This window comes from Archangium violaceum, from assembly GCF_016887565.1.
GTDB lineage: Bacteria > Myxococcota > Myxococcia > Myxococcales > Myxococcaceae > Archangium > Archangium violaceum_B.
Genome location: NZ_CP069396.1, coordinates 5181746 through 5206680 on the forward strand (window position 1 = coordinate 5181746; position 24935 = coordinate 5206680).

Sequence of the window (24935 nt, forward strand, 5' to 3'; positions counted from 1 at the left end):
GGGTTGGTGATGGTGCTCGTGAGCCGTGGTACGTATACTGCTGTGGTTGAGCGCTTGAGAGACGGCCTCCAGGGGCAAGCCACCTCCCTGCGGGTTGTAGGTGCTGCCCCGCTCGATCAGCCACGTGGCGAAGCTGTGCCGGATGGCACCGAAGTGGACGAACTCCAGGCCCGTGCGCTCGCACACTCGCTCGACGGCCTCACGGATGGTCTGCCGATCCGGTGCTGAGCCTCGTACCTGGAGACGCTGGGCGGCGGCGAGCGCCTGGGCATCGAGGGACACGGTGAAGCGCTTGCCCGTCTTGTGCTTGAAGGTGACGGTGCCAGCGATCTCGCCCTGGTTCTTCAGGACCGCGATCTTGCCGTCACCGCTGGCCAGCCGATCCACTTCGGTGCCGTGCATCCCGCTCTTGGCCTGGAGGCACAGCACGTCGCGGATGGCCTGCGAGCCCAGCGCCGCGTAGAGCTTCTGGATGTGCTCGATGCCGTAGCCCTTGAGTTCGTGGTTCCGGCGCGCAGGCGGCACCTTCAGGAATCGCCCCGGGTTCTCCATCGGGTCCAACTCACCGGCATCCTGGAGGTACGAGGTAAAGGACTTGAAGACGATGATTCGCCACTTCTTGCCGGTGTCCCAGGTGGCCAGCAGCTTCTTCAGCGCCGGACCCGTCAACGCGCGGAGATCCTTGCCCGCGAGTGCGGTGGCCCAGGCAGCCAAATAGCTGCGCGTGCTCTTGAGGTATTCGACGGACCTGTCGGTGTCCTTCAGGTGCTGGAGGAACCGTTGGGCGCGGTTCTCGTCCAGGAACACCGCCTTCGCGGCGTCCTCCTGGGCCTTCTGGGCCCCCTCCACGCGCTCCTGGTTCGCGGTCCGGTACGCGGCCGGGTTGCGGCGGAACACCGCCAGCTCGGCCAGGGCCTCGGCCTCGCTCCGCACGTCCAGCGTGATGTTGTAGGCGGCCCCGGCGACGGTCTTGCGGATGATCCACCGCGTGCTGCCGTCGTTGGCCGTGTACGTGCGGCCTCCGAGCCACTTCCCGCTCCACTTGGGCATGTCCGGCTCCTGTACCCAACCCCCACTTGGGTAAAAGTTGGGTACAGGAGGCACAAGAGGGCAGGGCGTCCCACAACCCCACTGGGGCGGTTTCAGGAAATTTCAATGAAAACGGGTCGGTAGGACAGAGGAATCGAACCTCCCAGGGACATGTCTCCATGCCCCCCACCGGTTTTGAAGACCGGGCCGGCCACCAGGTCCGGAGTCGCTACGCCACGATGCAACCGCCGTGATCACGGCAGGTTACGAGGGGATGGGCCCCTTGGCTCGGCCCTGGCTGTCTTCCGGTACCAAGGACGGTACCAAGGAGCAGCCAGATGCCGCGCTGGACGGGCACCTGGAGGGGCGGTCGGACGTACCAGAAGCGCAACGGGCAGACGGTCTACGTGCTCAGGAAGACCGTGGACGGGATGGCCTACCAGCATGTTCTGGATGTCCGCACCGAGGAACTGGCGGAGGCCGAGCTGGCCCTCTTCTTTCGTGACCCGGCCTCCTACCGGCCCCGGCGGATGCAGCACGATGTTCGCCTCGGGGTGGACAGCATCGCCCGGTACGTGGGGCACCTCCGGACCAGCGGGCACTCCGAGTCCTACATCCAGGACAGCCGCCGGTACCTGAATGCCTGGGCCACGAGCTTGAAGGGCGCCAACCTCGCGAAGCTGGACCCCAGCGGCGTGAAGGCGACCCTGAACCGGTGGCTGACGGCGAGGAAGACGCGGATCATCGTCTTCAAGGCGTTCTGCTCCTGGCTCCGGGTCCAGGGCCTCCTGCCCGAGGAGAACGACCCTTCGCGGGCCCTGCGGGTGCCGGCCAGCCGGCCTGAGTGCGTGCACCGGACCATCGCGATCACCGATTCCGGAGCAAGCCGATCACCGATTCCGGAGCAAGCCGATCACCGATTCCGGAGCAAGCCGATCGGTGACACGGACGTAGGGATGACGGATGCAGTCCAAGGGGTCATCCCCGGAGTCATGGGAGCGGAGAAGACGCTGGACGTCACATGGAAGCAGGCTGCCTCCCTCGCAAGGAGGAGGACCTGGCCGCACCGAGGATGTCCATGAGGAAGCTACGAGAGATTCTGAGACTACACCTGGAAATGGGACTGACCGGCAGGGCGATAGCGCGCAGCTGCGGACTGTCACCGAGCACGGTGAGCGATTACCTGGGCCGGATAAAGCTGGCGCGGCTGAACTGGCCACTGCCGGCGGAGCTGGACGATGACGCAGCTCTGGAGCAGCTGCTCTTCCCCGACGAGCACAAGCCGAAGCTCAATCGCCCGGAGCCCGACTTCGCGCGAATCCACGAGGAGCTTCGGCGCAAGCACGTCACCAAGCAATTGCTGTGGCAGGAGTACCGGGAGCAGCACCCGGATGGCTACCAGTACAGCCAGTTCTGCGAGCACTACGCGCGCTGGTGCGCGCAACTGTCGGTGACGATGCGGCAGACGCACCGGGCCGGAGAGAAGGGCTTCGTGGACTTCAGCGGGGATGGGCTCGAGCTGGTGGTGCCCGAGACGGGGGAGAGGCAGAAGGTGAAGCTCTTCCTCTTCGTGCTGGGCGCCAGCAGCTACACCTACGTGGAGCCGGTGCTGGGGGAGGACCTGGCCACGTGGGTGGGCTGCCACAGCCGAGCGCTGGAGTACTTTGGCGGCGTGCCTCAGGTGGTGGTGCCCGACAATCTCAAGGCGGCAGTGCAGCGGCCTGACCGGTACGAGCCGGAGCTCAACCCCACCTACGCGGAGCTGGCCCGGCACTACGGTTTCGCCGTCATTCCCGCGCGCGTGCGCAAGCCGCGAGACAAGGCGAAGGTGGAGGCCGCGGTGCTGCTGGCCGAGAGGTGGATTCTGGCCGTGCTGCGCCACCAGCGCTTCAGCACGTTGCAGCAGGTGCGCGAGGCGGTGCGTCCGTTGCTCGAGAAGCTCAACGAGCGCCCCATGCGCAAGCTGGGCAAGTCGCGGCGGCAGCTCTTCGAGGAGGTGGACCGGCCCGCGCTCAAGCCCCTGCCCGCGGAGCGCTACGAGCTGGCGTGGTGGAAGAAGGCGCGCGTCAACATCGACTACCACATCGAGGTGGATGAGCACCTCTACAGCGTGCCGTACCAGTTAGAGCTCGTTTCAAAAATGGACCAGGGAGCCTAGGTCATCTGACCTGCCTCCCCGGGATTGTTTCATAAATGAACCGCAGAGGTATCCAGACTTCCCTCTACGTACCTGGTGCTCATCCTCGCAAGCATGAGGCGCGAACTGGTCCCGGACGAGCTGTGGGCGAGGGTGGAGCCGCTGCTGCCACGACATCGCCGCAAAGGGAGAAGAGGTCGTCCATTGCGCGACGATAGGGCGTGCCTGCGGGGCATTATCTTCGTGCTCAGGACGGGCATCGCCTGGAGAGACCTGCCAGCCGAGGTGTTCGGGTGCAGCGGGGCGACGTGCTGGAGGAGGCTGCGAAAGTGGAGCCGAGCAGGAGTCTTCGAGAAGCTCCAGCGGGTGTTGCTGAACGAGTTGGGGCACAAGGGGCTCATTGACTGGAGCCGGGCCTCGTTCGACTCCAGCAGCCTACGGGCGATAAAAGGGGGGCCCAAACAGGCCCGAATCCAACGGACAGAGGAAAGGCGGGCAGCAAGCACCACCTGGTCGTAGACCGCCGGGGCCTGCCGCTGGCCACCTTGCTGTCGGCCGCCAACGTGCACGACAAGCGCGAGGCGCTGCCGCTCCTCGACGCCATCCTCCCCATCAAGGGGCCACGAGGCAGGCCACGCAGGCGTCCGGCGAAAGGGCACGGCGACAAGGGGTACGATTATGCCGATACCCGCCGGGGATTACGGAAGCGCCACATCGTTCCCCGCATCGCCCGCCGAGGCGTGGAGTCGAAGGAGCGTTTGGGACGCCATCGCTGGGTGGTGGAGCGCTCCCTGGACTGGTTCCACCAGATGAAACGCCTGCGGATTCGCGAAGAGCGGAACCCACAGATGCACCTGGCACTCCTTCGCCTTGGCCACTGCCTCCTTCTCTATCGCGTGCTTGAGCGCCATTTACGAAATGGCCCTGAATAGGCAGGGCATGTTACCTGACCTCTCAGGTCCATTTTTGAAACGAGCTCTTAGTGGGCAAGCGGGTGGAAGTACGCGCCACCACGGCGTGCGTCGAAGTCTTCCTCGCAGGCCGTCGCGTCGCCAGCCACCCGCGCGCCAGCGGGCCGCGGCCGACGACGCTGCCCGAGCACATGCCCAGCTCGCACCGCGCCCATGCGCAGTGGACGCCCTCGCGAATACTCGAGTGGGCGGCCAAGGTGGGCCCCTCGACTGCGGCGCTGGCCGAGGAGCTGATGCGTCGGCGCAAACATCCCGAGCAGGGGTTCCGCGCCTGCCTGGGCCTCATCCGCTTGAAGGAGAAGTACGGCCCGGAGCGGTTGGAGCGCGCGTGCGCGCGTGCGCTTCGGCATCGTGCCTGTACCTACGGCAGCGTCGCCGCCATCCTGCGCAACAAGCTGGAAGCCGTGGAGCCGGTGGCCGAGGAGCGCGCCGCGCTGCCCGTCCACGAGAACATCCGCGGCCCTGACTACTACCACTGAGGTGAGAGTCTTCCTCCCCCTCGGGCAGTCCTCGAGCTCTCTGCCCCGGGGGAGCGCGGCGTCGCGCGGTGCGCGCCGCCGCGCGCTATCGCCGAGCTCGCTCACACAGAGGAAAGCCATGCTGATGAAACAGACACTGGAGAAGCTCAAGGCGATGAAGCTGCTGGGGATGGCCAGCTACCTGGAGGGGTGGCTGGACGTGCCTCCCACGCAGGACGTCAGCGCGTCCGAGTTGCTCGGGCTGCTGGTGGACGCCGAGTGGACGCAGCGAGAGAACCGCAAGCTCTCCCTGCGGTTGAAGAACGCGAAGCTGCGGCAGCCGGCATGCGTGGAGGACATCGACTACGCCCACGCCCGAGGGCTGACGAGGGCCCAGGTGGTGGAGCTGGCCTCGTGCCGCTGGGTGGCCGCCCACCAGAACGTCCTGCTCACCGGGCCGACGGGAATGGGCAAGAGCTACCTGGCGTGCGCGCTGGGCAACAAGGCGTGCCGCGAAGGCTACACGGTGGTGTACCGCAGGGCCTCCCGGCTCTACGACGAGCTGGCCCAGGCGCGGGCCGATGGCACCTGGCGCACGGTGCTGCAGCGCTTGTCCAAGGCGCACGTCTTCATCCTCGACGACTTCGGCTTGGAGCCACTGACGGCCAACGAGCGAAGGGACCTGCTCGAAGTCTTGGAGGACCGGTGTGGAACTGCTTCCACCGTCATCACCTCCCAGCTCGATCCCAAGCAATGGCACGCGCTCATCGGTGATGCGACCGTCGCCGACGCCATCCTCGACCGGGTGGTCCACAACGCCCACCGCATCAAGCTGATGGGCGAGTCCATCCGCAAGCAGCATGGAAAGTTGACGACCGAGCCGAAGCCGGAGAAGTGAGGGGCACCAGCGTCGCTCCGCTCCGATGATCGGCTTCGTCCGGAACAGGTGATCGGCTTCGTCCGGAACGAGTGATCGCGATGGCCGGAATACGCACCATCACCTTCCGATTCGACTCGTTGCTCCGGCAGGACTCCCTGAACATTCAAGAGCGGGGATGGTTCGAGGACTGGGCCTTGGGGCAGCAGATGCTCACGCTGGCTCCTCGAGAGAACCTGGCCCCCGGGAAGCGGACCGAAGTGGAAGTGTGCTTCGCGGACGGTGCCGCGCCCGCGTGCGCCACCTTCGTGCTCGTCGTCCATCCCGGGCTCGGAATGCAGGAGGTGAAGGTGCTGCGGCAGTCGCGCCCCGTGGCGCACTTCCAGCAAGTCGCCAAGGAGGCTGAGGCTCAGGTCCAGCAGTGCCGTGAGGAGGTGCGGCAGCTCCGCTCCGAGCGCGGCGTGCCGGATGGCTTGACTGGTGCCGTTGCGTCCGGACTGGTGAATCTTGGAAGGGGTGTTGACGGCAAGGACCTGACCGACGATGCCACCGAGAAGGAGGGAAATACCCTCATCAAGGATCGCGTCTTCAGCTACCGCTCCAAGGAGCGGGTGGCGGTAGAGGTGTACCTCGCGAACCCGGGCACGACGCCCTGGACGGCGACGGGCGCGGTACTCCGCGGGCCCAAGGGCGAGGTCCTCAAGCCGCTGCTGCTCTGGCAGCCGGACCCCATCGTTCCGGCCGCGCCAGGAGAGGAGGGCAAGCGAGGGCGCGTCGTGGTGGAGGTACTGGCCACGGAGAAACAGGCCAGGGGCACCTACACCCTCATCCTCTGGGACGCGACTCGCCAGCGCACCATCACCCTTGGCGAAGTCTCATTTCCGTAGGAAGCAGAACCACATCATTCCTAGCATCGTCCACGCTGTAGACAGGCGGGCAAGAGGACCCCCGTCACTCGCGATCAGGGTGTACCTGATCGAAATCGGCTCGTGGGTGTGCACCCTCGTCGCGGCAATCCTCTGCATCCGGATGATCCGTGCGGTGCAGGTTCGGCTCGAATCCCACCGGAGCGGCCTTTAGACTCGCTTCGGCGACCGACGCAATAAAGAATGACGCTGGCCGACGTCTCTATGCATTGTTCATGGCGGCAACCATCTTCAGTGCATTCCAAAAACCGAAGAATGCCGCCCCTGCCTCAAGCTCTAGTTCCACCGTCTCTCCTCTTCGGAGCAGAATCTTCAGTCGATTGAGGGCCAGTTTTCCGTTTGGGCTTGAGGCCAGGGTTCCGTCGACGTGAGCTGCATCTACCGTCGCGCCTTCAATTTCGCTCCAGGGAAGATGCAGGATGCCGTCAGGTCGCCATGTGATAACCTGCTCAGTAGTGAGTAGCACCCAATGTTCTGGATCTCGAAAGTGCGAAAGCACCGGGAGTTCCCCGCTCCGAACGGCAGCCACATTGAGCAGACTCGTGCGTACCTCCGCCGGGAATTCGTCAAAGGGGCGCGTCCACGTTCCTTCGCGCCCTGAGCGATAGAATTTCCGGAGGAGCCTCTGGCGCCTCGCCTCTGCGCTGAGGTCGGTCATGGTAGCAGTTCCTTGACTAGCTCAATTGTATCGTTATTGATGCGCCGAAACGCGAACCCGTAACGCTGCGCGATCGCGGGGTTCAAGAAACCCTGATTAATCACAGCATGCCCCGTAATACTCAGGCGAGAGGCACCAGCAGCGCGCGCTTCAGCCTCGAAAGCCTCTATCAATTTTTTCAAGGATGAAGCTCCTTTGGTCTCGGCCTCGATCAAAAGAACATTACGCTGAAATGTTTGTCCAACAAGTCCCTTGTTCCCAAAGATTCGGAAGCCGTTGAGTCTCTCGGGTGGTAGTCGAGTTGCCTGCTGAAGAAGTTCCTCGGCTGCTGGGCGCATCTGTCCTTGGGATGACTCCGAGGCCCCACTATCTGCCCCACCTGCCTGCTGGATAATGACGGCCGCCCACGGCCCGCCTTTCAGCACTGTGGCCGCCTTGCCCACTGGCACCACGACGCGCTCCATCACCAGCAAGCCCTCGGCCGACAGCGAGAGCACCGGCACAGTGGCCTCCAGTCCTCCCACCGCCCGCGTCAGCGCGCCCGTCGTTCCACCAGCCGTGCCAAACGTGACGATGAGGTTGGTCAGCAGCTTGGAGACGGCCTTTACCTGCTCGCCGCGCGTCATGTACCGGAAGCGCTCGCGGTACTGGGGCGAGGAGGCAATGAGGGCCGCGACTCCCGCAGGCAGGTGCCGTAGCGCCGCGATGCTGTCCGACGGGTGGGAGAGAAACTGGCCCATGGCGTGGTACAACTCGACGAAGGCCTCTTCGGCCCCATCTAGCGAACGGCCGATGTAGTCGGCGTCGTCGTACACCTCGGCCAGCCCGGGTCCTTCCATGACGGGGCTCAGTTGGGCGTCCGCCTCCCGGAAGACCCACCCCTTGACGGTGTAGAAGCGGCCCAGCTCAAAGGGGCCCGCGCGGAAGGCTTCCTCCTTCCACTCCACGGAGCCCACCTTCTGCTGAGTACGTCCGTTGAGCGTCCACGCGAGGTAGCCATCCGGCCGCAGCACGGCCACCGTCTTGAATCGCTCCACACGGCGCAGCAACTCCTCGCGGGACACTTCCCCTCCCTCCAGCACCTCGCGCAACAGGTGGCAGGCGGCCATGCGCGGCGGAAAGGAGCCCAGCGTCACCGGCTTCTTCATCAGCACCGTCAGCACCCGGGCCGCCTCCTGGGGTGTGAGTGGCGCCCCTCGCGGGGGCTCGTCGTTGACGTTGTCCAGGCCCGCGAGCAGCAGCAGGTACTCGAAGGCATCCGCCTGCCTGGCCCCGCTGGCCACCGCGCGCACGGCCATCTCAGCCGGGCTCACCATGGCCACCTCCGTGCTCCGAGCGCGCTCACCCCGACGACGGTGGAGCCGCGCGGGCTCGCTCTGGCCCGTGGACGCGGTTGGGGAGTCGCCGCGCAGCTCGCCTGCCAATGTGGGGTCGTGCACACCTCGAGGGGTGTGCTTCAGGTGTGCACCGCCTCCCGCTGGAGGCGTCACCGTGGCGCAGCCCGTAGCCAGCAGGACGCCGCAAAACAGCAAAGCGGCCCGGTTGCGCGCCGTCTCAGCGGGCATGGTCCACCCCCAGGCCAGCGGAAGCGAAGGCGCCTGGGCGCAGCGTCCCGTCCGGCGCCGCAAACAGCAGCGTGCCGCCCTGGCCCACGGCGTACAGCCACCCGCCGAAGCGCCAGCGCACCTCGCCCGAGTACAGGAAGCGCGCCTGCGGCTTGCCCACTCCGGCGGCCAGAGCGTTGACGGCCACCTCCACGCGCCGCTCGGCGAGCTGCACCGCGAGCCGCCCGTCCACGTCCACGCGCCCCCAGGTAAACGCCTCCGCCCCCAGGGAGAGGTGCAGGTGGCGTTGCCGCAGCCCGCCTAGCCGCACCGCGTCCCACCCCACCACGGCCTCGCCATACACCGAGAAGCCATTGGGGAAGGGCGCCTCCACGACGGGCAACCCGGAAGGGCCCGCCGCGCGCAAGCGCGCCAGCTCGTAGTCGGGGCCGAAGAAGCCCTGGCGGAAGCCTCCGCGCTGCCCTCGCACCTCCAGCCGCAGCCGCGCATCCAGCGAGGGTGTCACCGCATCCGCGCCCACGCCAGCCACCGCGCCCCAGGCACCGCCCACGCCCGGACGCCCACCCCAACCCGCCAGCACGTGCAGCTCGTAGCCTGGGCGCACCAACACCACCGCCGTTCCATCCAGGTGTGCCAGCATCACCTGGGGCGAGTGGCCTCCGGCCCGCCCCCAGTCGTGTACCGCGGACAGCGCCAGTGTGTAGCGCCCAGGCTGCTCTTGTGGGCCCATGAAGAGGTGTGCCAGGTCGAGCGCTACCTCCGCGCCGATGAGGCGCGCGCCCAGCACGTCCGAGGAAAACGCCTCCGCGTAGACTGGCCCGAGCGTGCCGGTGAGAAAGGCTCCAGCCGGGTGGTAGTCCGGATTGGCGCGGTTGGAGTACCGCCGCACCAAGTGCCCGGAAAGGAGGCTGTAGCTGTCAAGAGCGCCAGCCCACAACCCCGCCGGGGAAGAGTCCGAGCCCAGCTTGAGGGCTCGTACCAACTGGCCCCAGTCCGAGAGGCTGTCCCAGTCCTCGCGACGCACCAACCCGGCCCCTGGAGTTCCTCCACCCACCCGCAGGCGTACCGGAGCGCCCAGGTTGACGCCGAGCTCCTCGCCTCCGTCCAGCACCAGCATGGGTGTCAGTTGGGCGTAGCTCTCCAGCCCTTCCGCCCCGCCGCTCGGCAACAGCGCCAGCCCGGAGGCCTCCACGCGCGTGAGGTAGTGCCATCCTCCCGCCAGGACCGCCGGGAGCGGTGGCTCCATGGCTCCAGCAGGCGCGTCATCAGGCCGTTCCGCCTGGGAGAGCAGCAGCAGCACCAGCAGTGTAGGCGTCATGAGGGCCTCCGGTGGAGACATCCCATGGTACCAGGAGCGTCCTCCTAAACCGGAGAGTCACGACAGAACAGTCAACAAATGACTTGAGGAGTCGGCGTGCCATGCCAACCTCATAGGCTAGGTGGGGCGGTCCGGCAACCGTCGTCAGACAGCTCCTGTGCGTCCTCCTGGCTTCTGCCTGGGCAACCGCGCCGTTCCGAGGCTTGGCGCTCCGAAAGGCTGCTGCACGGCGCTAGGCACGCTGGCGCTCCGGCTGTTGCCGTGCATGGGGGTTGCCGAGCAGGTTGGAGGAGGGGGACGTGGGCACGGATGGGCACCCAAGGTGATGGAGAGGCGCCCGGGCGGCACCTGGTGGTCGAACTCACCGGCCTTCCGCTTCAGAGCATGGGCCCCTGGAACGTATGGATGGGGGGCACTCCCGAGCATGCGGACCGCTTTGTCGCCTTCGGATTCCTACGTCGTTCTCCCCGTCCTTGGAGGCTGGGAGTACCCTGGCGAAGTGACTGACGCGCAGCCCACCATCACAGACGAGGTCGAGCGCTACCTCCGCACTGGCCACACCGACCCGCATCTCACCGCGTGGCCGGGAGGTTTCCTCGAGCGTGCCCGGCGAGCTCACGACGACCTGCGAGACGCGCTCGTCCGAGAGGTGAGGCGTCTCGCGGCTGGCCGCGCGCCTCGCCCGCTGCCGGAGACAGACACCGTCGCACTCACTCGCCGGAAGGTGGAGCCGATGGCCCGAGGCCTCTTTCCAAGAGTGGAGCAGGACGCCGTGCTGGCGATGCTCGAGAAGTCCGTCGTGTTCCTCACGAGCGATAACATCGAGAAACTGCTGCGCGAGAACGCCTACGACAGCTCGGCCTGGGACTTGGCGAACCTCTACCTCGCGAGCCTTGGCGTGGAGCTGTTAGGGGAGGATGCGCCGCTCATCGTCGGGCTGAGCGAGGCGACGAGCTGCTACGTGTCCGCGGAATACTTCACCGAGAACGCGCCCTTCGCTGACTTCATCGTCCACGAGGCCGCGCACATCTTCCACAACTGCAAGCGCCGCACGGTGGGCCTCCCCGAGACCCGCTGGCGGGAGTGGCTGCTCGACATCGAGTTCCGCAAGCGCGAGACGTTCGCGTACTCGTGCGAGGCGTACTCGCGCGTGCTCGAGCGAGCGTCGACGGCATCCGAGCGGCGGCATCTCGCTGCCGAGTTTGGCGCGACGGTGCGAATCTCCGACGAGCGCGTGGATGCGGCCGAGGTGGTGGAAATCGTCCGCGAAGCGGCGGCAGCCCGGAACGGCTGGAAGGTCATCCGCGGGCGGTGCGCTTCCAACCAGCGATCGATCTCAAGCCTCTCGCTGTTGAGCGCGACGCGATGAAGCAGGTGCACGATTCATCCGCAGGCCCTCCTGCTCTGCGTGCGTATTCCGGCGAAGTGGAACACTCGTTCCGGGCGAAGTGGAACACCCGTTCCGGCCATGTGGAACAGTCGGAGCGTCAGCGACGCTGGCCGGGGTTCACTTCGCCCCCTTCTTGGACCGGGTCAAATTCCTTTCCGGGTCGCGCACCGAGTCGCCCGAGAGCTTGAGCCGATGGGCGTTGTGCACCAGCCGGTCGAGGATGGCGTCGGCCAGGGTGGCCTCACCAATCACCGCGTGCCAGTCCTTGGGGTCGAGTTGGCTCGTCACCACGGTTGCGCCGGAGCCATACCTGTCCTCCAATACCTCCAGCAGCTCCTTGCGCTCGCTGGCCCCCAGGGGCTCCAGGCCGAAGTCGTCCAGAATCAGCACCTGGGCCTTGGCGAGCCTGCGCAGCAGGTGCGGGTAGGTGCCGTCGGCGCGAGCCTGCGCCAGCTCGTCGAAGAGACGCGAGGTGCGGCGGTACACCACGCCGTAGCCATCACGGCACGCCTTCTGTCCGAGCGCGCACGCCAGGAAGCTCTTGCCCACGCCGGTGGGGCCCGTCACCAGCACGTTCTGAGCCTGCGCCACCCAGCGCGAGGTGGATAGCTCCATTACCTGGGCCTTCGTCAGCCCGCGCGCCAGGCTGTAGTCGATGTCCTCCAGGCACGCCGTCTGGCGCAGCCGCGCGTTGCGCAGGCGCGAGGTGAGCTTCTTGTTCTCCCGGTGCACCCATTCGGCGTCCGCCAGCAAGCCTACCAGCTCCGTCGGGCCCATCTGTGTGTCCGCTGGCCGCTCCATCCAGGTGCGCAGGTAGTTGGCCATGCCGTACAGCTTCATCGCGTTGAGCTTCTCCAGCGTCTGCTCCGTCAGCTGCGCGCGTCGGCCCATCGTGATCACCAGGATCGGAGCATCGTGATCAGCGAGATCGGAGCATCGTGATCACCGGGATCGGCCATCGTGCTCAGCGGGCCAAGGTGCCCGAGGACTACGCTGGAGGTCAGGTGGTTCGCCCTACGGGGCCCGTCGGCTGGTAGCAACCGGACGCGGGAGGGCGGGCGAGCCGAGCGAGCACGCTGGACGGCATTCGTCGACGGCCCTCCGCGAGGAGGGCCGATGGCCACGGAGCGACTGTCCATGCGTCACATACGAGAAGTGCTACGGCAGAAGTGGGAGCAGAAGAGAAGCCACCGGGAGGTGGCCAGCAGCCTGGGAATCAGCGCGGGGGCGGTGGGGAGCGTGCTGGCGCGCGCTGCGGCGGCGAAGCTGAGCTGGGAGCAGGTGGAGCAGATGCGGGAGGAGGAGCTGGAGGAGCGGCTGTATGGCGCCGTGCCGAAGCCCACGGCCCAGAGGCCCCTGCCCGACCCGGTGTACATCCACACGGAGAGAAAGAAGCCCGGCGTCACGCTGGAGCTGTTGCACCTGGAGTACCTGGAGAAACACCCGGAGGGGTACCGCTACACGCAGTTCTGCGAGTACTACCGGCAGTGGTTGGCCAAACACCGGCTCACCATGAGGCAGGAGCACCGGGCGGGAGAAAAGCTCTTCGTCGACTACTCGGGAAACAAGCCGCACCTGGTGGACGAGACAACGGGCGAGCGCGTGGAGGTGGAGCTGTTCGTGGCGGTGCTGGGGGCCTCCAACTACACGTACGCGGAGGCCACGCGCACGCAGCGAGGGCCGGACTTCATCGCCAGTCACCAGCGCTGCTTCGTGTACCTCGGTGGCGTGCCGGGAGCGCTGGTGCCTGACCAGCTCAAGAGCGGGGTGACGCGCGCGTGCCGCTACGAGCCGGGAGTGCAGCGCACGTACGAGGAATTCGCGCGGCACTGCGGCACGGTGGTGCTGCCAGCGCGCCCGCGCTCGCCCCGGGACAAGGCGAAGGTGGAGGTGGGCGTGCTGGTGGTGCAGCGCTGGCTACTGGCGCGGCTGCGCCACCACACCTTCTTCTCGCTGGAGGCGCTCAACGAGCGCATTGGCGAGCTGCTGGAGGACCTCAATAACCGAAAAATGAGGCTGTACGACGCGAGCCGGAGAGAGCTCTTCGAGCGGCTGGACAAACCGGCGCTGCGGCCGCTACCGGCCGAGGCTTTCACCTACGGCGAGTGGAAGCAGGTGCGAGTCAACATCGACTACCACGTGCAGGTGCACCATCACTTCTACTCGGTGCCGTACGCGCTGGTGCACCAGGTGCTGGAGGCGCGAGTGACGGCCACCACGGTGGAGCTGTACCAGCGCGGCGAGCGCGTGGCGAGTCACGTGCGTAGCGACGAGCGGGGCCGGCACACCACGCAGCCGGAGCACATGCCCAAGGCGCACCAGAAGCACCTGGAGTGGACGCCCTCGCGGCTGGTGCACTGGGCGGGCACCATCGGCCCCAACACCCAGAAGCTGGTGGAGAGCATCCTGCGCGAGCGTCCTCACCCGGAGCTGGGTTACCGCTCCTGCCTGGGGATACTGCGGCTGGCCAGGCGCTACGGCAACGAGCGGCTGGAGGCGGCGTGCACGCGAGCCCTGGCCGTGAGCGCCCGCTCCTTCCGGCACGTGGACTCCATTCTCCAGAATGGGCTGGACCGGCTCGCCCCACCAACGGACGAAGCGCAACCGGAGCTCGCCGCGCAGACGCACGAGAACGTGCGCGGCAGCGACTACTACCACTGACCCTCACGCTACCCACGAGCCTCGTGCGTGAGGGGCGCGCCGTCGCACTGCGTGCGCCGGCGCGCGACGACGAAGCTCTCCAACACCGCGGCACCCAAGCAGGTGCCACACACCCGAGGACAAGCACATGCTGAACGAACCGACGATGCAGAAGCTGCACTCCCTGAAGCTCTCCGCCCTGGCGGCCGAGTGGGAACGGCAGCAGAAGGACCCCGAGCTGGCGAAGCTGTCCTTCGATGAGCGGCTGGGGATGTTGGTGGACGCCGAGTGGCTGCACCGGGAGAACGCGCGTACGGCGCGCTGCCTGCGCGAGGCGAAGCTGCGGCTGAGCAGCGCGAGCCTGGAGGACCTCGACTACGCGCCCAAGCGCGAGCTGGACAAGAGTCTGGTGCGCCAGCTGGGCTCGTGCCGCTGGGTGGCCGAGCACCAGAACGTGGTGATTACGGGAGCCACGGGGACCGGCAAGACGTACCTGGCCTGCGCACTGGCGGAGGCTGCGTGCCGCAAGGGCTACAAGGCGCTCTACCGCAGAGCGCCCCGGCTCTTCGACGAGCTGACGCTGGCACACGCGGATGGCTCGTACGCGCGGGTGCTGGCGCGTCTGGCCAAGGTGGACGTGCTGGTCATCGACGACTGGGGGCTGGCTCCACTCAAGGAGCAGGAGCGCCGGGACATGCTCGAGATTCTCGAGGACAGGTACGGCAACCGCAGCACCCTCATGACCAGCCAGCTGCCCACCACGAAGTGGCACGACCACCTGGGGGACCCGACGGTAGCCGACGCTATTTGCGACAGGGTGCTACATAACTCCCATCGGGTCGTGTTAAAGGGCCCCTCCCGCAGGAAGGAGGAGTCTGCGGAGAAGTAGGTCCCCGGTCAGCGTCGCTTCGCTCCGATCACGATGACCGATCCAGGTGATCACGATCGACCGATCTGGGTGATCACGATGGCCGGAATACGCAGTCAGCATCGTCTCGTCTCTTCGTTGGGGGTTGTCGGGTGTTGAGCCGCCGGAGCGCGCCCGAAGGGCGCGCGCAGGCGTCCTGCGTGGTTGCGGGCCGCGAGGGCCAGCACCGCGGAGGGTTGTCCGCGCACCGTGGCCGGGCGCGGGAGGCTTCAGTGGTAGTAGTCGGCGCCGCGCACGTTCTCGTGCTGGGGCAGCGCTCCCTTGTCCTCGTGCACCGCCTGCGCGTCCTCGAGGTGGTGCTGGAGGATGGCGGCCACGGACTTGTAGCTGTAGGCGCGGTGGCGCAGCGCCCGCGCGCACGCCTTCTCCACGCGCTGCTGTCCGCGGCGCTCAGCCAGGCGGATGACGCCCAGGGCGGAGCGGAAGCCCTGCTCGGGATGGGGCCGGCGCTTCATCAACTCCTCCACCAGCCTCGCCGTGCTGGGGCCCACCGTGGCGGCCCAGGAGAGGATTCGGCTCGGCGTCCACTGCGCATGCGCGCGGTGGCTGGCCGGCATGTGCTCGGCCAGTGTGGTGAAGCGTCCGCGTTCCTCACTGCGCACGTGGCTGGCCACGCGCCGGCCGCCCAGCAGCACCTCCACGCACGACTGCGTGTAGCGCACCTCCACCTGCTGCCCCACCAGCCCGTAGGGCACGCTGTAGCAGTGCCCCTCCAACTCCACGTGGTAGTCCACGTTGACGCGCGCCTTCTTCCAGTGCGCCAGCTCGTAGGGCTTGTCCGGCAGCGGTTTGAGCGCCGCCTTCTCCACCTCCTCGAAGAGTTGCCGGCGGCTCTTGCCCAGCTTGCGCATGGGCCGCGTGTTCAGCTTCTCCAGCAGCACCGCCACTGCCTCACGCACCTCGGACAGCGACGTGAAGCGCCGGTTGCGCAGCGTCGCCAGAATCCACCTCTCGGCCAGCAGCACCCCGTTCTCCACCTTCGCCTTGTCCCTCGGCTTGCGTGGCCGCGCCGGCACCACCGCGAAGCCGTAGTGCCTGGCCATGTCCGCGTAGCTGGGGTTGATGTCCGGCTCGTACCGGTTGGCTCGCGTGACTGCCGCCTTCAGGTTGTCGGGCACCGCCATCTCCGGCACTCCTCCGAAGTACGCGAACGCGCCCTGGTTGCACCCCACCCACGTGGCGATGTCCTCACTGAAGACGGGCTCCGCGTACGTGTAGTTGCTGGCCCCCAGCACCGCCAGGTACAGCTTCGCCATCCGCGCCTCTCCGCTCACCACGTCGTGGACTTGCAGCCCGTCTCCGCTGAAGTCCATGAAGCACTTCTCCCCGGCCCGGTGCTCCTGGCGCATGGTGACGCTCACGCTCTTCGCCCACCGCGCGTAGCGCTCGCAGAACTGGCTGTACTGGTAGCCCTCCGGGTTGCCCTCCCGGTACTCCTGCCACAACAGTAACTTGGTAACGCCCTTCCTCCTGAGCTCCGCGTGCACGTGCGCCCAGTCCGGCTCGGGCCGGCTCGCCACCACCTTGCCCTCCTCCGCGAACAGCAGCGCCGTGAGTGCCGCGTCGTCGTCCAGCTCCGGCGGCAGCGGCCAGCTCGTCAGCTTCGCCGCCTGCGCCCGGTACAGGTAGCGATTCACCGTGCCCACCCCGATTCCCAGGCTCCGGGCAATCTCCCGCACCGACAGCTTCAGCTCCAACCTCTGTCTCAACAACTCTCTCAGCTTGCGCATGGACAGCCTCTCTGCCGCCATCAAGTCCTCCTTGGGGGAGGTCAGAGGCGGCGGCTCGTCCAGCACCGTCAACGCTCCACTGTGTCGCCCATCCCGCTGCCTACCTTCCGGGTGTGTTCCACTTGCCCGGAATCGGTGTTCCACATGGCCGGAATGGGCGTTCCACATGCTCCGGAATCAGTGTTCCACTTGCTCCGGAATCGGTGTTCCACATGGTCCGGTGCACGCATCGGCGCCCTGGACGGCTGCCGGCGCGGTGCTCCGGGGACCGAAGGGCGAAGTGTTCAAGCCGGTGCTGCTCTGGCAACCGAGCCCCATTCTCCCCGCCGCGCCGGGAGAGGCGAGCAACCGAGGGCGCGTCGTGGTGGAGGTGCTGGCTATGGAGAGGGAGGCCCGGGGGACGTACACCCTCATCCTGTGGGATGCTGGGCGCCAACGCACCGTCACCCTCGGTAACGTGACGTTCCTGTAGGGGAGCAGAACCACAGCTCCCCTGGTCCTCGTTCACGCTGGCAGTTCGCGGAATAGAGCTGAGACACGGCTCTCGCGAATCGCCCTCATCGAAAGGCGCGAGCGAACGCCTCTAGGGCAGAGGTGAGATCTTCCAGAGCTGGATCACTGTGAGGGAGCATGTTCTCCGGCTGCTGAAAGAACGTTTCAGCGCCGGAGAGAACAGCCCGGCACAGGGTCGTGGCATTCACTTCGCCGAGAGGGCTCGCTCCGCATTGGATGGCGATACGTTCCCCCTTCGCCTTCCGGAAGCGCACGGAGAACGACGAGTCGGCTCCAACGAAGGTGTATTCGCTTCGCCTCTCCAGCAGGAACCGACGCAGTCCATCGAGAAGCTCCACGATGGCGATGGCGAGCATCATGGCTTGATCAGGTGTCCTGCCCCGCGAGCTACAGATGCCTTTTTCGCTCACGAACGTCATGTGCCCCAGGTCAAAGCCCGAGCGTGTGGAGGTCCTCGGTCCATCGGCCCACTCACATTTGAACTGGAACATCTATCCACCCCTGACTGGGAACATCGTAATGACACGGTTGGCGTCGTCCGAATCAACGATGACCCGCACCAAGTCTCTCACACCGTTGATCTTTACCTTCATCTGGAAGACCTGGATACGCCTGCCAGGTTCCGAGATGCGGTTTCCATTTTTGACGATGTCCTTCGCTGCTTCCAGGAGTTGTGCGCGAGAGGTTCCCGGTGCGAAGAAGTCGCCCGGCCCGGTTGGATGAGTGCCGGTGATGTGCCTTGCTTCGATATGCTGCCAGCCCTCCTGAGGGTTGCCATCCTCGATCCGAGGCTCCGCCCTGTTGGGTGACCTCGCGGGCCTGGAGGGGCCCGCACCAGTCGCGCTCTGTCCCTGGCTGGCCATGTGGAGGATGGCGATGGTGCCCACGCCCACCTCCAGCGTGGTCGTCACCGTGCCCGCCGACACCGCCACCGTCCTTACCGCCAGCAGGCCCTCGGCCGAGAGGGACAGCACCGGCATGGTGACCTCCAGCCCACCCAACGTCCGCGTCAGCGTGCTGGCCGTGCCCCCCGCCGTGCCCAAGGTGAGGATGAGGTTCGTCGCCAGTTTCGAGACCGCCTTCACCTGCTCGCCCCGAGTCATGTACCGGAAGCGCTCGAGGTACTCCGGCGAGGAGGCGATGAGGGCCGCGACTCCCGCCGGGAGGTGTCGCAGCGAAGCGATGCTGTCCGACGGGTGGGAGAGCAGCTGGCCCATGGCGTGGTACAGGTCGACGAAAGCTTCCTCCGCGCCATCCAGCGAGCGGCCAATGTAGTCGGCGTCGTCGTACACCTCAGCCAGTGGGGGCCCTTCCAGGAGGGGGCGCAGTTGCGCATCCGCCTGCCGGAAGACCCACCCGCTGACGGTGTAGAAGCGGCCCAGTTCGAAGGAGCCAGCGCGAAAGGCTTCCTCCTTCCATTCCACCGGGCCCACCTTCTGCTGCGTGCGTCCGTTGAGCGTCCAGGCCAGGTAGCCATCCGGCCGCAGCACGGCCACGCTCTTGAAGCGCTCCACGCGGCGCAGCAACTCCTCGCGGGAGACATCCCCTCCCTCCAGCACCTCACGCAGCAGGTGGCAGACGGCCATTCGTGGCGGGAACGATCCCAACGTCACGGGCTTGTTCATCAGCACCGTCAGCACCCGGGCCGCCTCCTGGGGCGTGAGGGGAGCGCCTCGCGGGGGCAGGTCGTTGAAGTTGTCCAGACCCGCGAGTGCCAGTAGGTACTCGAAGGCGTCAACCTGCACGGCGCCACTGGCCACCGCGCGCACGGCCATCTCGGCTGGGCTCACCATGGCCACCTCCGTGCCCTGCACGCGCTCACCCCGTCGGCGGAGCAGCCGAGCGGGTGCATTCGAGCCCGTGGCCGCATACTGGGCGTCATCACGCACCGCGCCCGCCAACCCAGAGGAGGCACGCGGGTTGCGGTCCAGAAGCATGCCGCGTCCCGCTGGTGGCGTCACCGTGATGCAGCCGGTGGACAGCACGACAGCCCCGAGCACCAGGGCCACCCACTTCCGCGCCAGCTCAGCGGGCATGGTCCACCCCCAGGCCCAGGGACGCGAAGGCGCCCGGGCGCAGCGCTCCGCCCGGTGTCGGGAACAGCAACGTGCCGCCCTGGCCCACCGCGTACAGCCACCCGCCAAAGCGCCAACGCACCTCGCCCGAATACAGGTAGCGCGCCTCTGGCCTGCCCACTCCGGTGGCGAGCGCGCTGACGGCCACCTCCACGCGCCGCTCGGCCAGCTGCGCCGCGAGCCGCCCGTCCACGTCCACGCGTCCCCAGGTAAACGCCTCCACCGCCAGGGAGAGGTGCAGGTGTCGTTGCCGCAACCCGCCAAGTCGCACCGCATCCCACCCCACCACCGCCTCGCCGTACACCGAGAAGCCGTCGGGAAAGGGCGCCTCCACGACTGGCAATCCGGAAGGGCCCGCTGCGCGGAAGCGCGCCAGCTCGTAGTCCGGGCCGAAGAGGCCCTGGCGAAAGCCTCCGCGCTGCCCTCGCACCTCGAGCCGCAGCCGTGCGTCCAACGTGGGCGTCACCGCATCCGCACCCACGCCGGCCACCGCGCCCCAGGCCCCGCCCACACCCGGACGCCCACCCCAGCCGGCCAGCACGTGCAGCTCGTAGTCCGGGCGCACCACCACCACCGCCGTTCCATCCAGGTGCGCCAGCGTCACGTGGGGAGAGTGGCCTCCGGCCCGCCCCCAGTCGTGCACCGCGGACAACGCCAGCGTGTAGCGCCCCGGTTGCTCCTGCGGGCCCGTGAAGAGGTGTGCCAGGTCGAGCGCTACCTCCGCGCCCATGAGGCGCGCACCCAGCACGTCCGAGGAAAACGCCTCCGCGTACAAGGGCCCCAGCGTGCCGGTGAGAAAGGCTCCAGCCGGGTGGTAGTCCGGATTGTTGCGGTTCGAGTACCGCCGTACCAGGTGCCCGGAAAGGAGGCTGTAGCTGTCGAGGGCGCCCGCCCACAGCCCCACCGGGGAGGCGTCCGAGCCCAGCTTGAGCGCACGCACCAGCTGGCCCCAGTCCGAGAGGCTGTCCCAGTCCTCGCGGCGCACCAACCCGCCGCCCTGAACTCCGCCCCCCAGCCGCAGCCGCACCGGAGCGCCCAGGTTGACGCCGCGCTCCTCGCCGCCGTCCAGCACCAGCATGGGGGTCAGTTGGACATAGCGCTCCACGCCGCCCGTCCCGCCACCCGGCAGCAGCGCCAACCCGGTGGCCTCCAGGCGCGCCAGGTAGTGCAGGCGCCCAGCCGAAGAAGCCGATAGCAACAGGAGGCTGCCAGCGTCTTCGTCAAATTCCTCCTGAGCTCGGAGATCCAGCAGCGGGCCTACGATCATGGCTTCCGCCCGGCGCAACCCTCCGTGCGGCCCTCGCCGGAGCAAGCGGAACGGATGCAAGGTCTGGCGCGGATCGGCTTCAAGGAGAATCCCGCCTCCGCACCTTTGGTGGTGACGCCGGCTGTCGCGCGCGTCCTGCTGGATAACTGGGCGCTGGATTCCTCCACTGCGACAAACGCAGCCTCAGCCCCTCCCGTGGCATCCCAGCCCGGGCCCTGATGGGGCGCTTCGTCCCGGCACTGTTCGCCGTTGTCGACGAGCGCCAAGACGGCCGCAGCTGAGCCTGCCCCAGGTGGCCAAGGAGCTGGACTTGACCGAGTCAGCGTGAAGTTCGAGCTCATCGACGCGCAGAAGGCCCATTTCTCCGTGGACTTCATGTGCCAACAGCTGGGCGTGTCGCGCTCGGGCCACTACGCCTGGAAGGGGCGCACGGAGGCCGAGCGGCAAAGGCGGATCGCGAGCTGGCCCAGGTGGTGGCGGCGGTGGGCTTGCCCCGGTTACGTGGCTCTCCCGCACTTTGTGTGATCCGCGAGCGAGGAAGCAGGCAAGGACGGCAACAGGCAGGTGGGGCGAGTACGACTGGGGATGAAAGAGTCGTATTCGATTCCTGGTTGTCGGGTGGAGCGGGTGGTGCGAAGCGGCTCCACGCAAACCGTCCTCGTGGTGCGCACGGAGCGTCGAGGCGCTCCGTGCCCTTCCTGCAAGCAACATAGCGACGCGCAGCACAGCACCTACGTCCGTCGGCCAGCCGACGTGCCCTCCGCGGGGCGTGCGGTTCAGCTCGAGCTGCACGTGCGCCGTTTCTCCTGTCGCAATGCGAGGTGCGAGCGGCGCACGTTCGCCGAGCGCCTGCCCCGCCTTCTGGCCCCGAGTGCCCGGCGCACGCGCCGGCTCGCCCGTGCGCAGTGCGCCGTGGGCATGACGGCCGGGGCCGAGGGCGGAGCCAGGCTTCTCAAGCCCCTGGCCATGCCGACGAGTCCCGACACGCTCCTGCGGTTGATGCACCGCGCCCCGCTGCCCGCGCAGATACCGCCTCAGGCAGTGGGGGTGGATGATTGGGCCTCGCGCAAAGGGCGCACCTACGGCTCCATCCTGGTCGATTTGAAGAAGCACCGCGTTGTTGACTTGCTGCCCGATCGGTCGGCTTCCACTCTGGCCGCATGGCTGCGTCGGCACTCGGGTGTCGAAGTCATCGCCCGTGACCGCTCGAGCGAGTATGCACGCGCAGTCGCGGAAGGGGCTCCCCATGCTCAACAGGTCGCGGACCGCTGGCACCTGCTGCTCAACGGGCGGCAGATGGTGGAGCGTTGGCTGACGGGAGCGCATGCGCGTCTGCGTGCGCTGCCCGAAGTGCCGAGCGCGGATACCGCCCCCGTGCGCCGTCACGCCAGTTTCCCACGCACTCACAGCGAGGCGCGTGCTCGTGAGGAGAGCCGGGCACGACGTCTCGCCGTGTACCAGGCCGTGCGCCGCCGCCACATGGCCGGGGAGCCTCTGCTGAGAATCAGCAACACCCTGCGGCTGGCGCGGGGGACGGTGCGCAAGTACGCCTTGGCGACGAGCTTTCCAGAGCGCGCAGCGCGTGTGCCCGGTCCGAGCATTCTCGACCCTTACCTGGAGTATCTCGTCCAGCGGCACACCGCCGGTTGCGAGAACGCATTGGCCTTGTGGCGGGAGATTCGCGCCCGGGGCTTCAAGGGCACATCGCGGCAGGTCCATCGCTGGCTGCAGACGCGACGCACGACGGTGGCACATTCGACGCCTCGCATACGCCGCGGCAATGACTCGAGCCCGAATCTCTCGCCCCCTGGTGGCGCGCTCCCCTCGCCCAAGCAGCTGGCGTGGATGTGCGTTCAACCGAAGGACGCGCTCACACCCACTGAGGTGACCACGCTGGCGCGCATCGAGCAGGACACGGAGGCCGCGCGAGTCGTGACACTGGTGCATCGCTTCGGGGAAATCGTGCGCGAGCGGAGCGTCACACGAGGAGCCAAGCCCATCAACACCTGCAGCACCTTCGAGCAGTGGCTGGGTGAGGCGCGCACCTGCGGCGTGCGCGCGGTGGAGACCTTCGCGCAGGGACTCGAGCAGGACGGTGATGCCGTTCGGGCCGCGCTGACCACACCGTGGAGCAATGCCCAATCCGAGGGGCAGATAACGAAGCTCAAACTCCTCAAGCGCCAGATGTACGGTCGCGCCAGCTTCGACTTGCTGCGCCGTCGCGTGCTGCTCGCCGCGTGAGCGCGTCGATCACACAAACTGCGGGAGAGCCACAAAATCGGGGCAGGCTCAAGACCACGCTGACGCTCAACGTCACAGCGGAGTCGATGGCTGGTCCCGGATCTCCACCCTCCTGAACTGGCCAATGAGGGGGGTGATGCGGCGCGTCAGCGGTCTTGAACTGGGCGACCCCGCATGGCCGCGCTGTGCTTTGGGTCGTAGCGGGGTAACAGCGCCAGAACCACGCACGTCCAGCACCGCGGGCCAGCTTGGCTGCTCCAAATCGCCACATCCTGCCCCTCGCACGTCGTCGGCCCCGGTATCTTGGCAAGATGCACCGGCCTATTTCCTGGAAGCACAGGGCTCGTGCGGCAACTCCACTTCCCGGCACGCCCCTCTGAGGGACGTAAGAGGAGGGGATGCAACGACAGGGACGTAACAGGGACGTAATCAAACGGACGCCCCCGAACGCGGGCGAACACTTGAATCCGACGACTCACCAGCCGCAAGCGCCCGGTTTCAGAGGGAAAAAGGGTCGGTAGGACAGAGGAATCGAACCTCCCAGGGACATGTCTCCATGCCCCCCACCGGTTTTGAAGACCGGGCCGGCCACCAGGTCCGGAGGTCCTACCACTCGCGATTACTGCCGGGCCCCGCCTCCCGCGTCAACGTCGCGCTTCAGTCCAGCCCGCGCTCCCACAGGTCGTCCTCGTCGAGCCCCATCAGGTGACCCACCTCGTGCATCACCGTGATGCCGATCTGCTCGATGAGCTCCTCCCGCGTCTTCGCGAAGCGCTCCAGGTTCTTCTGGTACAGCACGATCGACGCCGGGTACGGATCGAATCCCCCCAGGATGCTGTTCCGCTCTCCCACCGGCGAGCCCCGGAACACCCCTAGGATGCACGGCGACAGCGGCGGCGACTCCCCCAGCAGATCCTCGTCCTTCGGAATCTCCTCCACCGCGATCGTCACGTTGTCCAGGTACTCCTTCACGTGCCCGGGCAGCGCCTTCACCGCGTCCTCCACCGCCTTGTCGAAGGCCTCCTCGCCCAGCTCCACCGGCGGGGGGAACTCCTCCGGCGCCAGCGTCTGCGCCTTCCCGAACCGCTTGCGCGCCTCCTTCCCCTCTCCCCGCCGCTCCGCCAGCAGCCCCAGGTAATGATGCGCCCACGGCTCGTCCGCCGCGTCCCGCAGCACCTCCTCGAACGCCGCCTGCGCCTCCGGGAACCGGCACAGCTCGAACAGCGCGATGGCCCGCTCCAGCCTCGCCTCCATTGACCTCGGCATGTGCCCCAGCGCCGCCTCCAGGCTCGCCAGCGCCTGCACACACTCGCCCACCTGGTTCAGCCCCGTGCCCTCCAGCAGGAGGAACTCGAAGAGCAGCTCCACGTCGCCCGCCCGCTGGGCCATCTTCCGGCCCCGGGCGCACAGGGAGAGGCCCTCCTCCACCGCCTCGCGCTCGTCTCCCGCCCGCCCCACCAGGCACTCGGCCGCCCCGAGCAGCAGCTCCAGATCGTCCGGCGACACCTTCAGGGCCCGCCCGTAGGCCTCCACGGCCTCCTCCAACTGCCCCAGCTCCACCAGGGCCGCCGCACGCCAGTGCAGGGCCTCCGGGAGCTCGGGCGCCTCGGCCAGCAGCGTCTCCGCCCCGGCCAGGGCCTCCTCGAAGGCTCCTTCCTCGAATGCCGCCGCCACCCCGTCGAGCCGTACCTCCACGTCCGACGGCGCCGCCTGTTTCGACGTACGCTTCCCCATGCGCGGCCACATACGAACCCCTTCCGCGCGTTGTCAACGTGCGGAGCGGCTGTTACGTTCCGCGCCCCCTGTCTCCCGCTCGTAAGGGTCCGTGAACATTCTGGTCGTGGACGATGACGTCGAGCTGTGCACGCTGCTCTCTCGGTTCCTGGAGAAGCACGGGTACACCGTCTATTCGGCGGCAGACGCCTTGCAGGCTCTCGACATCCTCGAGCGCCACGAGGTGGGCCTCGTCATCAGCGACTACCGGATGCCCCACATGGACGGCATCCAGTTCACCGCCATGCTCAAGGCCGACCCCCGTCACCAGAACACCTCCGTCATCCTCATGACGGGCAATGCCGACGGCAACGTCCAGGACAAGGGCCTGCGCAAGGGCGTGGCCATGACCCTCGAGAAGCCCCTGGACTTCAATCAGCTTCTCAACCTGGTGCGCTTCGCCGAGTAGTCCACCCGGCGTCCGGGCCGTCCGCTCCCC

General features: G+C 67.3%; 21 protein-coding genes, 1 tRNA gene and 2 pseudogenes. 13 read left to right on the forward strand and 11 right to left on the reverse strand.

The window, feature by feature from the left end:
* Positions 1-75: 75 nt before the first annotated feature.
* Positions 76-1050: pseudogene (locus JRI60_RS54955) on the reverse strand (hypothetical protein); the annotation flags it as partial.
* 317 nt (positions 1051-1367) lie between these two features.
* On the opposite strand from JRI60_RS54955, the gene JRI60_RS21225 reads away from it, so the two are divergent.
* The 6 genes from JRI60_RS21225 to JRI60_RS21250 all read left to right on the forward strand — a co-directional run bounded on the left by JRI60_RS21225 (position 1368) and on the right by JRI60_RS21250 (position 6359).
* Positions 1368-2111, forward strand: a complete 744-nt coding sequence (locus JRI60_RS21225; RefSeq protein WP_204227665.1) for a hypothetical protein — start codon at positions 1368-1370, stop codon at positions 2109-2111.
* Between the two features lie 35 nt (positions 2112-2146).
* A complete protein-coding gene (gene istA / locus JRI60_RS21230; RefSeq protein ID WP_204227666.1) occupies positions 2147-3187 on the forward strand; it encodes an IS21 family transposase in 1041 nt (346 codons plus the stop codon).
* Positions 3188-3280: 93 nt separating this feature from the next.
* A protein-coding gene (locus JRI60_RS21235; RefSeq protein ID WP_430384330.1) for an IS5 family transposase occupies positions 3281-4098 on the forward strand; the annotation gives its coding sequence in 2 pieces (ribosomal slippage) (positions 3281-3623 and positions 3623-4098; 819 coding nt in all).
* Between the two features lie 50 nt (positions 4099-4148).
* Entirely contained in the window at positions 4149-4616 is a 468-nt protein-coding gene (locus tag JRI60_RS21240; RefSeq protein WP_204227667.1) for a transposase, read from the forward strand.
* Positions 4617-4734: 118 nt separating this feature from the next.
* Positions 4735-5493: an IS21-like element helper ATPase IstB gene (istB, locus tag JRI60_RS21245; RefSeq protein ID WP_204219788.1), complete on the forward strand. Its 759-nt coding sequence runs from the start codon at positions 4735-4737 to the stop codon at positions 5491-5493.
* A gap of 80 nt (positions 5494-5573) precedes the next feature.
* A complete protein-coding gene (locus tag JRI60_RS21250; protein WP_204227668.1) occupies positions 5574-6359 on the forward strand; it encodes a DUF2381 family protein in 786 nt (261 codons plus the stop codon).
* 241 nt (positions 6360-6600) lie between these two features.
* On the opposite strand, the gene JRI60_RS21255 is transcribed toward JRI60_RS21250, so the two are convergent.
* The 3 genes from JRI60_RS21255 to JRI60_RS21265 form a co-directional block, all read right to left on the reverse strand.
* On the reverse strand, positions 6601-7056 hold the full coding sequence (locus JRI60_RS21255) for a hypothetical protein (protein ID WP_204227669.1): 456 nt from the start codon (positions 7054-7056) through the stop codon (positions 6601-6603).
* Entirely contained in the window at positions 7053-8372 is a 1320-nt protein-coding gene (locus JRI60_RS21260) for a hypothetical protein (RefSeq protein ID WP_204229036.1), read from the reverse strand. The genes JRI60_RS21255 and JRI60_RS21260 overlap by 4 nt, the downstream gene beginning before the upstream one ends.
* 238 nt (positions 8373-8610) lie before the next feature.
* Complete coding sequence (locus tag JRI60_RS21265) at positions 8611-9867, reverse strand: hypothetical protein (protein ID WP_204229035.1); 1257 nt, start codon at positions 9865-9867, stop codon at positions 8611-8613.
* A gap of 805 nt (positions 9868-10672) precedes the next feature.
* On the opposite strand from JRI60_RS21265, the gene JRI60_RS21270 reads away from it, so the two are divergent.
* Positions 10673-11308: a hypothetical protein gene (locus JRI60_RS21270; RefSeq protein WP_204227670.1), complete on the forward strand. Its 636-nt coding sequence runs from the start codon at positions 10673-10675 to the stop codon at positions 11306-11308.
* A 138-nt stretch (positions 11309-11446) separates the two neighbouring features.
* Here the strand turns inward: JRI60_RS21270 and istB (JRI60_RS21275) are convergent, their stop codons facing one another.
* Positions 11447-12220 carry an IS21-like element helper ATPase IstB gene (gene istB / locus JRI60_RS21275; protein ID WP_204227671.1) on the reverse strand — a complete coding sequence of 258 codons (774 nt, stop codon included), beginning with the start codon at positions 12218-12220 and terminating at the stop codon, positions 11447-11449.
* Positions 12221-12445: 225 nt separating this feature from the next.
* Between istB (JRI60_RS21275) and istA (JRI60_RS21280) the strand changes: the two genes are divergently transcribed.
* Together istA (JRI60_RS21280) and istB (JRI60_RS21285) are read left to right on the forward strand one after the other, a co-directional pair.
* Positions 12446-13990 carry an IS21 family transposase gene (gene istA / locus JRI60_RS21280; protein WP_204220288.1) on the forward strand — a complete coding sequence of 515 codons (1545 nt, stop codon included), beginning with the start codon at positions 12446-12448 and terminating at the stop codon, positions 13988-13990.
* Between the two features lie 127 nt (positions 13991-14117).
* Complete coding sequence (istB, locus tag JRI60_RS21285) at positions 14118-14858, forward strand: IS21-like element helper ATPase IstB (RefSeq protein WP_204220289.1); 741 nt, start codon at positions 14118-14120, stop codon at positions 14856-14858.
* A 248-nt stretch (positions 14859-15106) separates the two neighbouring features.
* Here istB (JRI60_RS21285) and istA (JRI60_RS21290) read toward each other — a convergent pair whose 3' ends face one another.
* Positions 15107-16627, reverse strand: coding sequence for an IS21 family transposase (gene istA / locus JRI60_RS21290; RefSeq protein ID WP_204229037.1), 1521 nt, complete (start codon positions 16625-16627; stop codon positions 15107-15109).
* Between the two features lie 256 nt (positions 16628-16883).
* Here istA (JRI60_RS21290) and JRI60_RS21295 point away from each other — a divergent pair, with 256 nt between their 5' ends.
* Entirely contained in the window at positions 16884-17099 is a 216-nt protein-coding gene (locus tag JRI60_RS21295) for a DUF2381 family protein (RefSeq protein WP_204227672.1), read from the forward strand.
* Between the two features lie 85 nt (positions 17100-17184).
* Here the strand turns inward: JRI60_RS21295 and JRI60_RS21300 are convergent, their stop codons facing one another.
* The 3 genes from JRI60_RS21300 to JRI60_RS21310 all read right to left on the reverse strand — a co-directional run bounded on the left by JRI60_RS21300 (position 17185) and on the right by JRI60_RS21310 (position 20482).
* Entirely contained in the window at positions 17185-17499 is a 315-nt protein-coding gene (locus tag JRI60_RS21300) for a hypothetical protein (RefSeq protein WP_204227673.1), read from the reverse strand.
* 132 nt (positions 17500-17631) lie between these two features.
* Positions 17632-19176, reverse strand: a complete 1545-nt coding sequence (locus tag JRI60_RS21305) for a hypothetical protein (RefSeq protein WP_275439435.1) — start codon at positions 19174-19176, stop codon at positions 17632-17634.
* Positions 19166-20482, reverse strand: coding sequence for a hypothetical protein (locus JRI60_RS21310; protein WP_239470644.1), 1317 nt, complete (start codon positions 20480-20482; stop codon positions 19166-19168). Before JRI60_RS21310 ends, JRI60_RS21305 begins: the two co-directional genes overlap by 11 nt.
* A 318-nt stretch (positions 20483-20800) precedes the next feature.
* On the opposite strand from JRI60_RS21310, the pseudogene JRI60_RS55135 reads away from it, so the two are divergent.
* Positions 20801-20959: pseudogene (locus tag JRI60_RS55135) on the forward strand (IS3 family transposase); the annotation flags it as partial.
* Between the two features lie 108 nt (positions 20960-21067).
* Complete coding sequence (locus JRI60_RS21315; RefSeq protein ID WP_204227674.1) at positions 21068-22723, forward strand: ISL3 family transposase; 1656 nt, start codon at positions 21068-21070, stop codon at positions 22721-22723.
* 515 nt (positions 22724-23238) lie between these two features.
* Here the strand turns inward: JRI60_RS21315 and JRI60_RS21320 are convergent.
* Together JRI60_RS21320 and JRI60_RS21325 are read right to left on the reverse strand one after the other, a co-directional pair.
* Positions 23239-23334, reverse strand: a tRNA-Sec gene (locus tag JRI60_RS21320).
* Between the two features lie 46 nt (positions 23335-23380).
* Positions 23381-24457, reverse strand: coding sequence for a metallopeptidase family protein (locus JRI60_RS21325; RefSeq protein WP_204227675.1), 1077 nt, complete (start codon positions 24455-24457; stop codon positions 23381-23383).
* Positions 24458-24548: 91 nt separating this feature from the next.
* Here JRI60_RS21325 and JRI60_RS21330 point away from each other — a divergent pair, with 91 nt between their 5' ends.
* Positions 24549-24905 carry a response regulator gene (locus JRI60_RS21330; RefSeq protein ID WP_204227676.1) on the forward strand — a complete coding sequence of 119 codons (357 nt, stop codon included), beginning with the start codon at positions 24549-24551 and terminating at the stop codon, positions 24903-24905.
* Positions 24906-24935 lie beyond the last annotated feature (30 nt).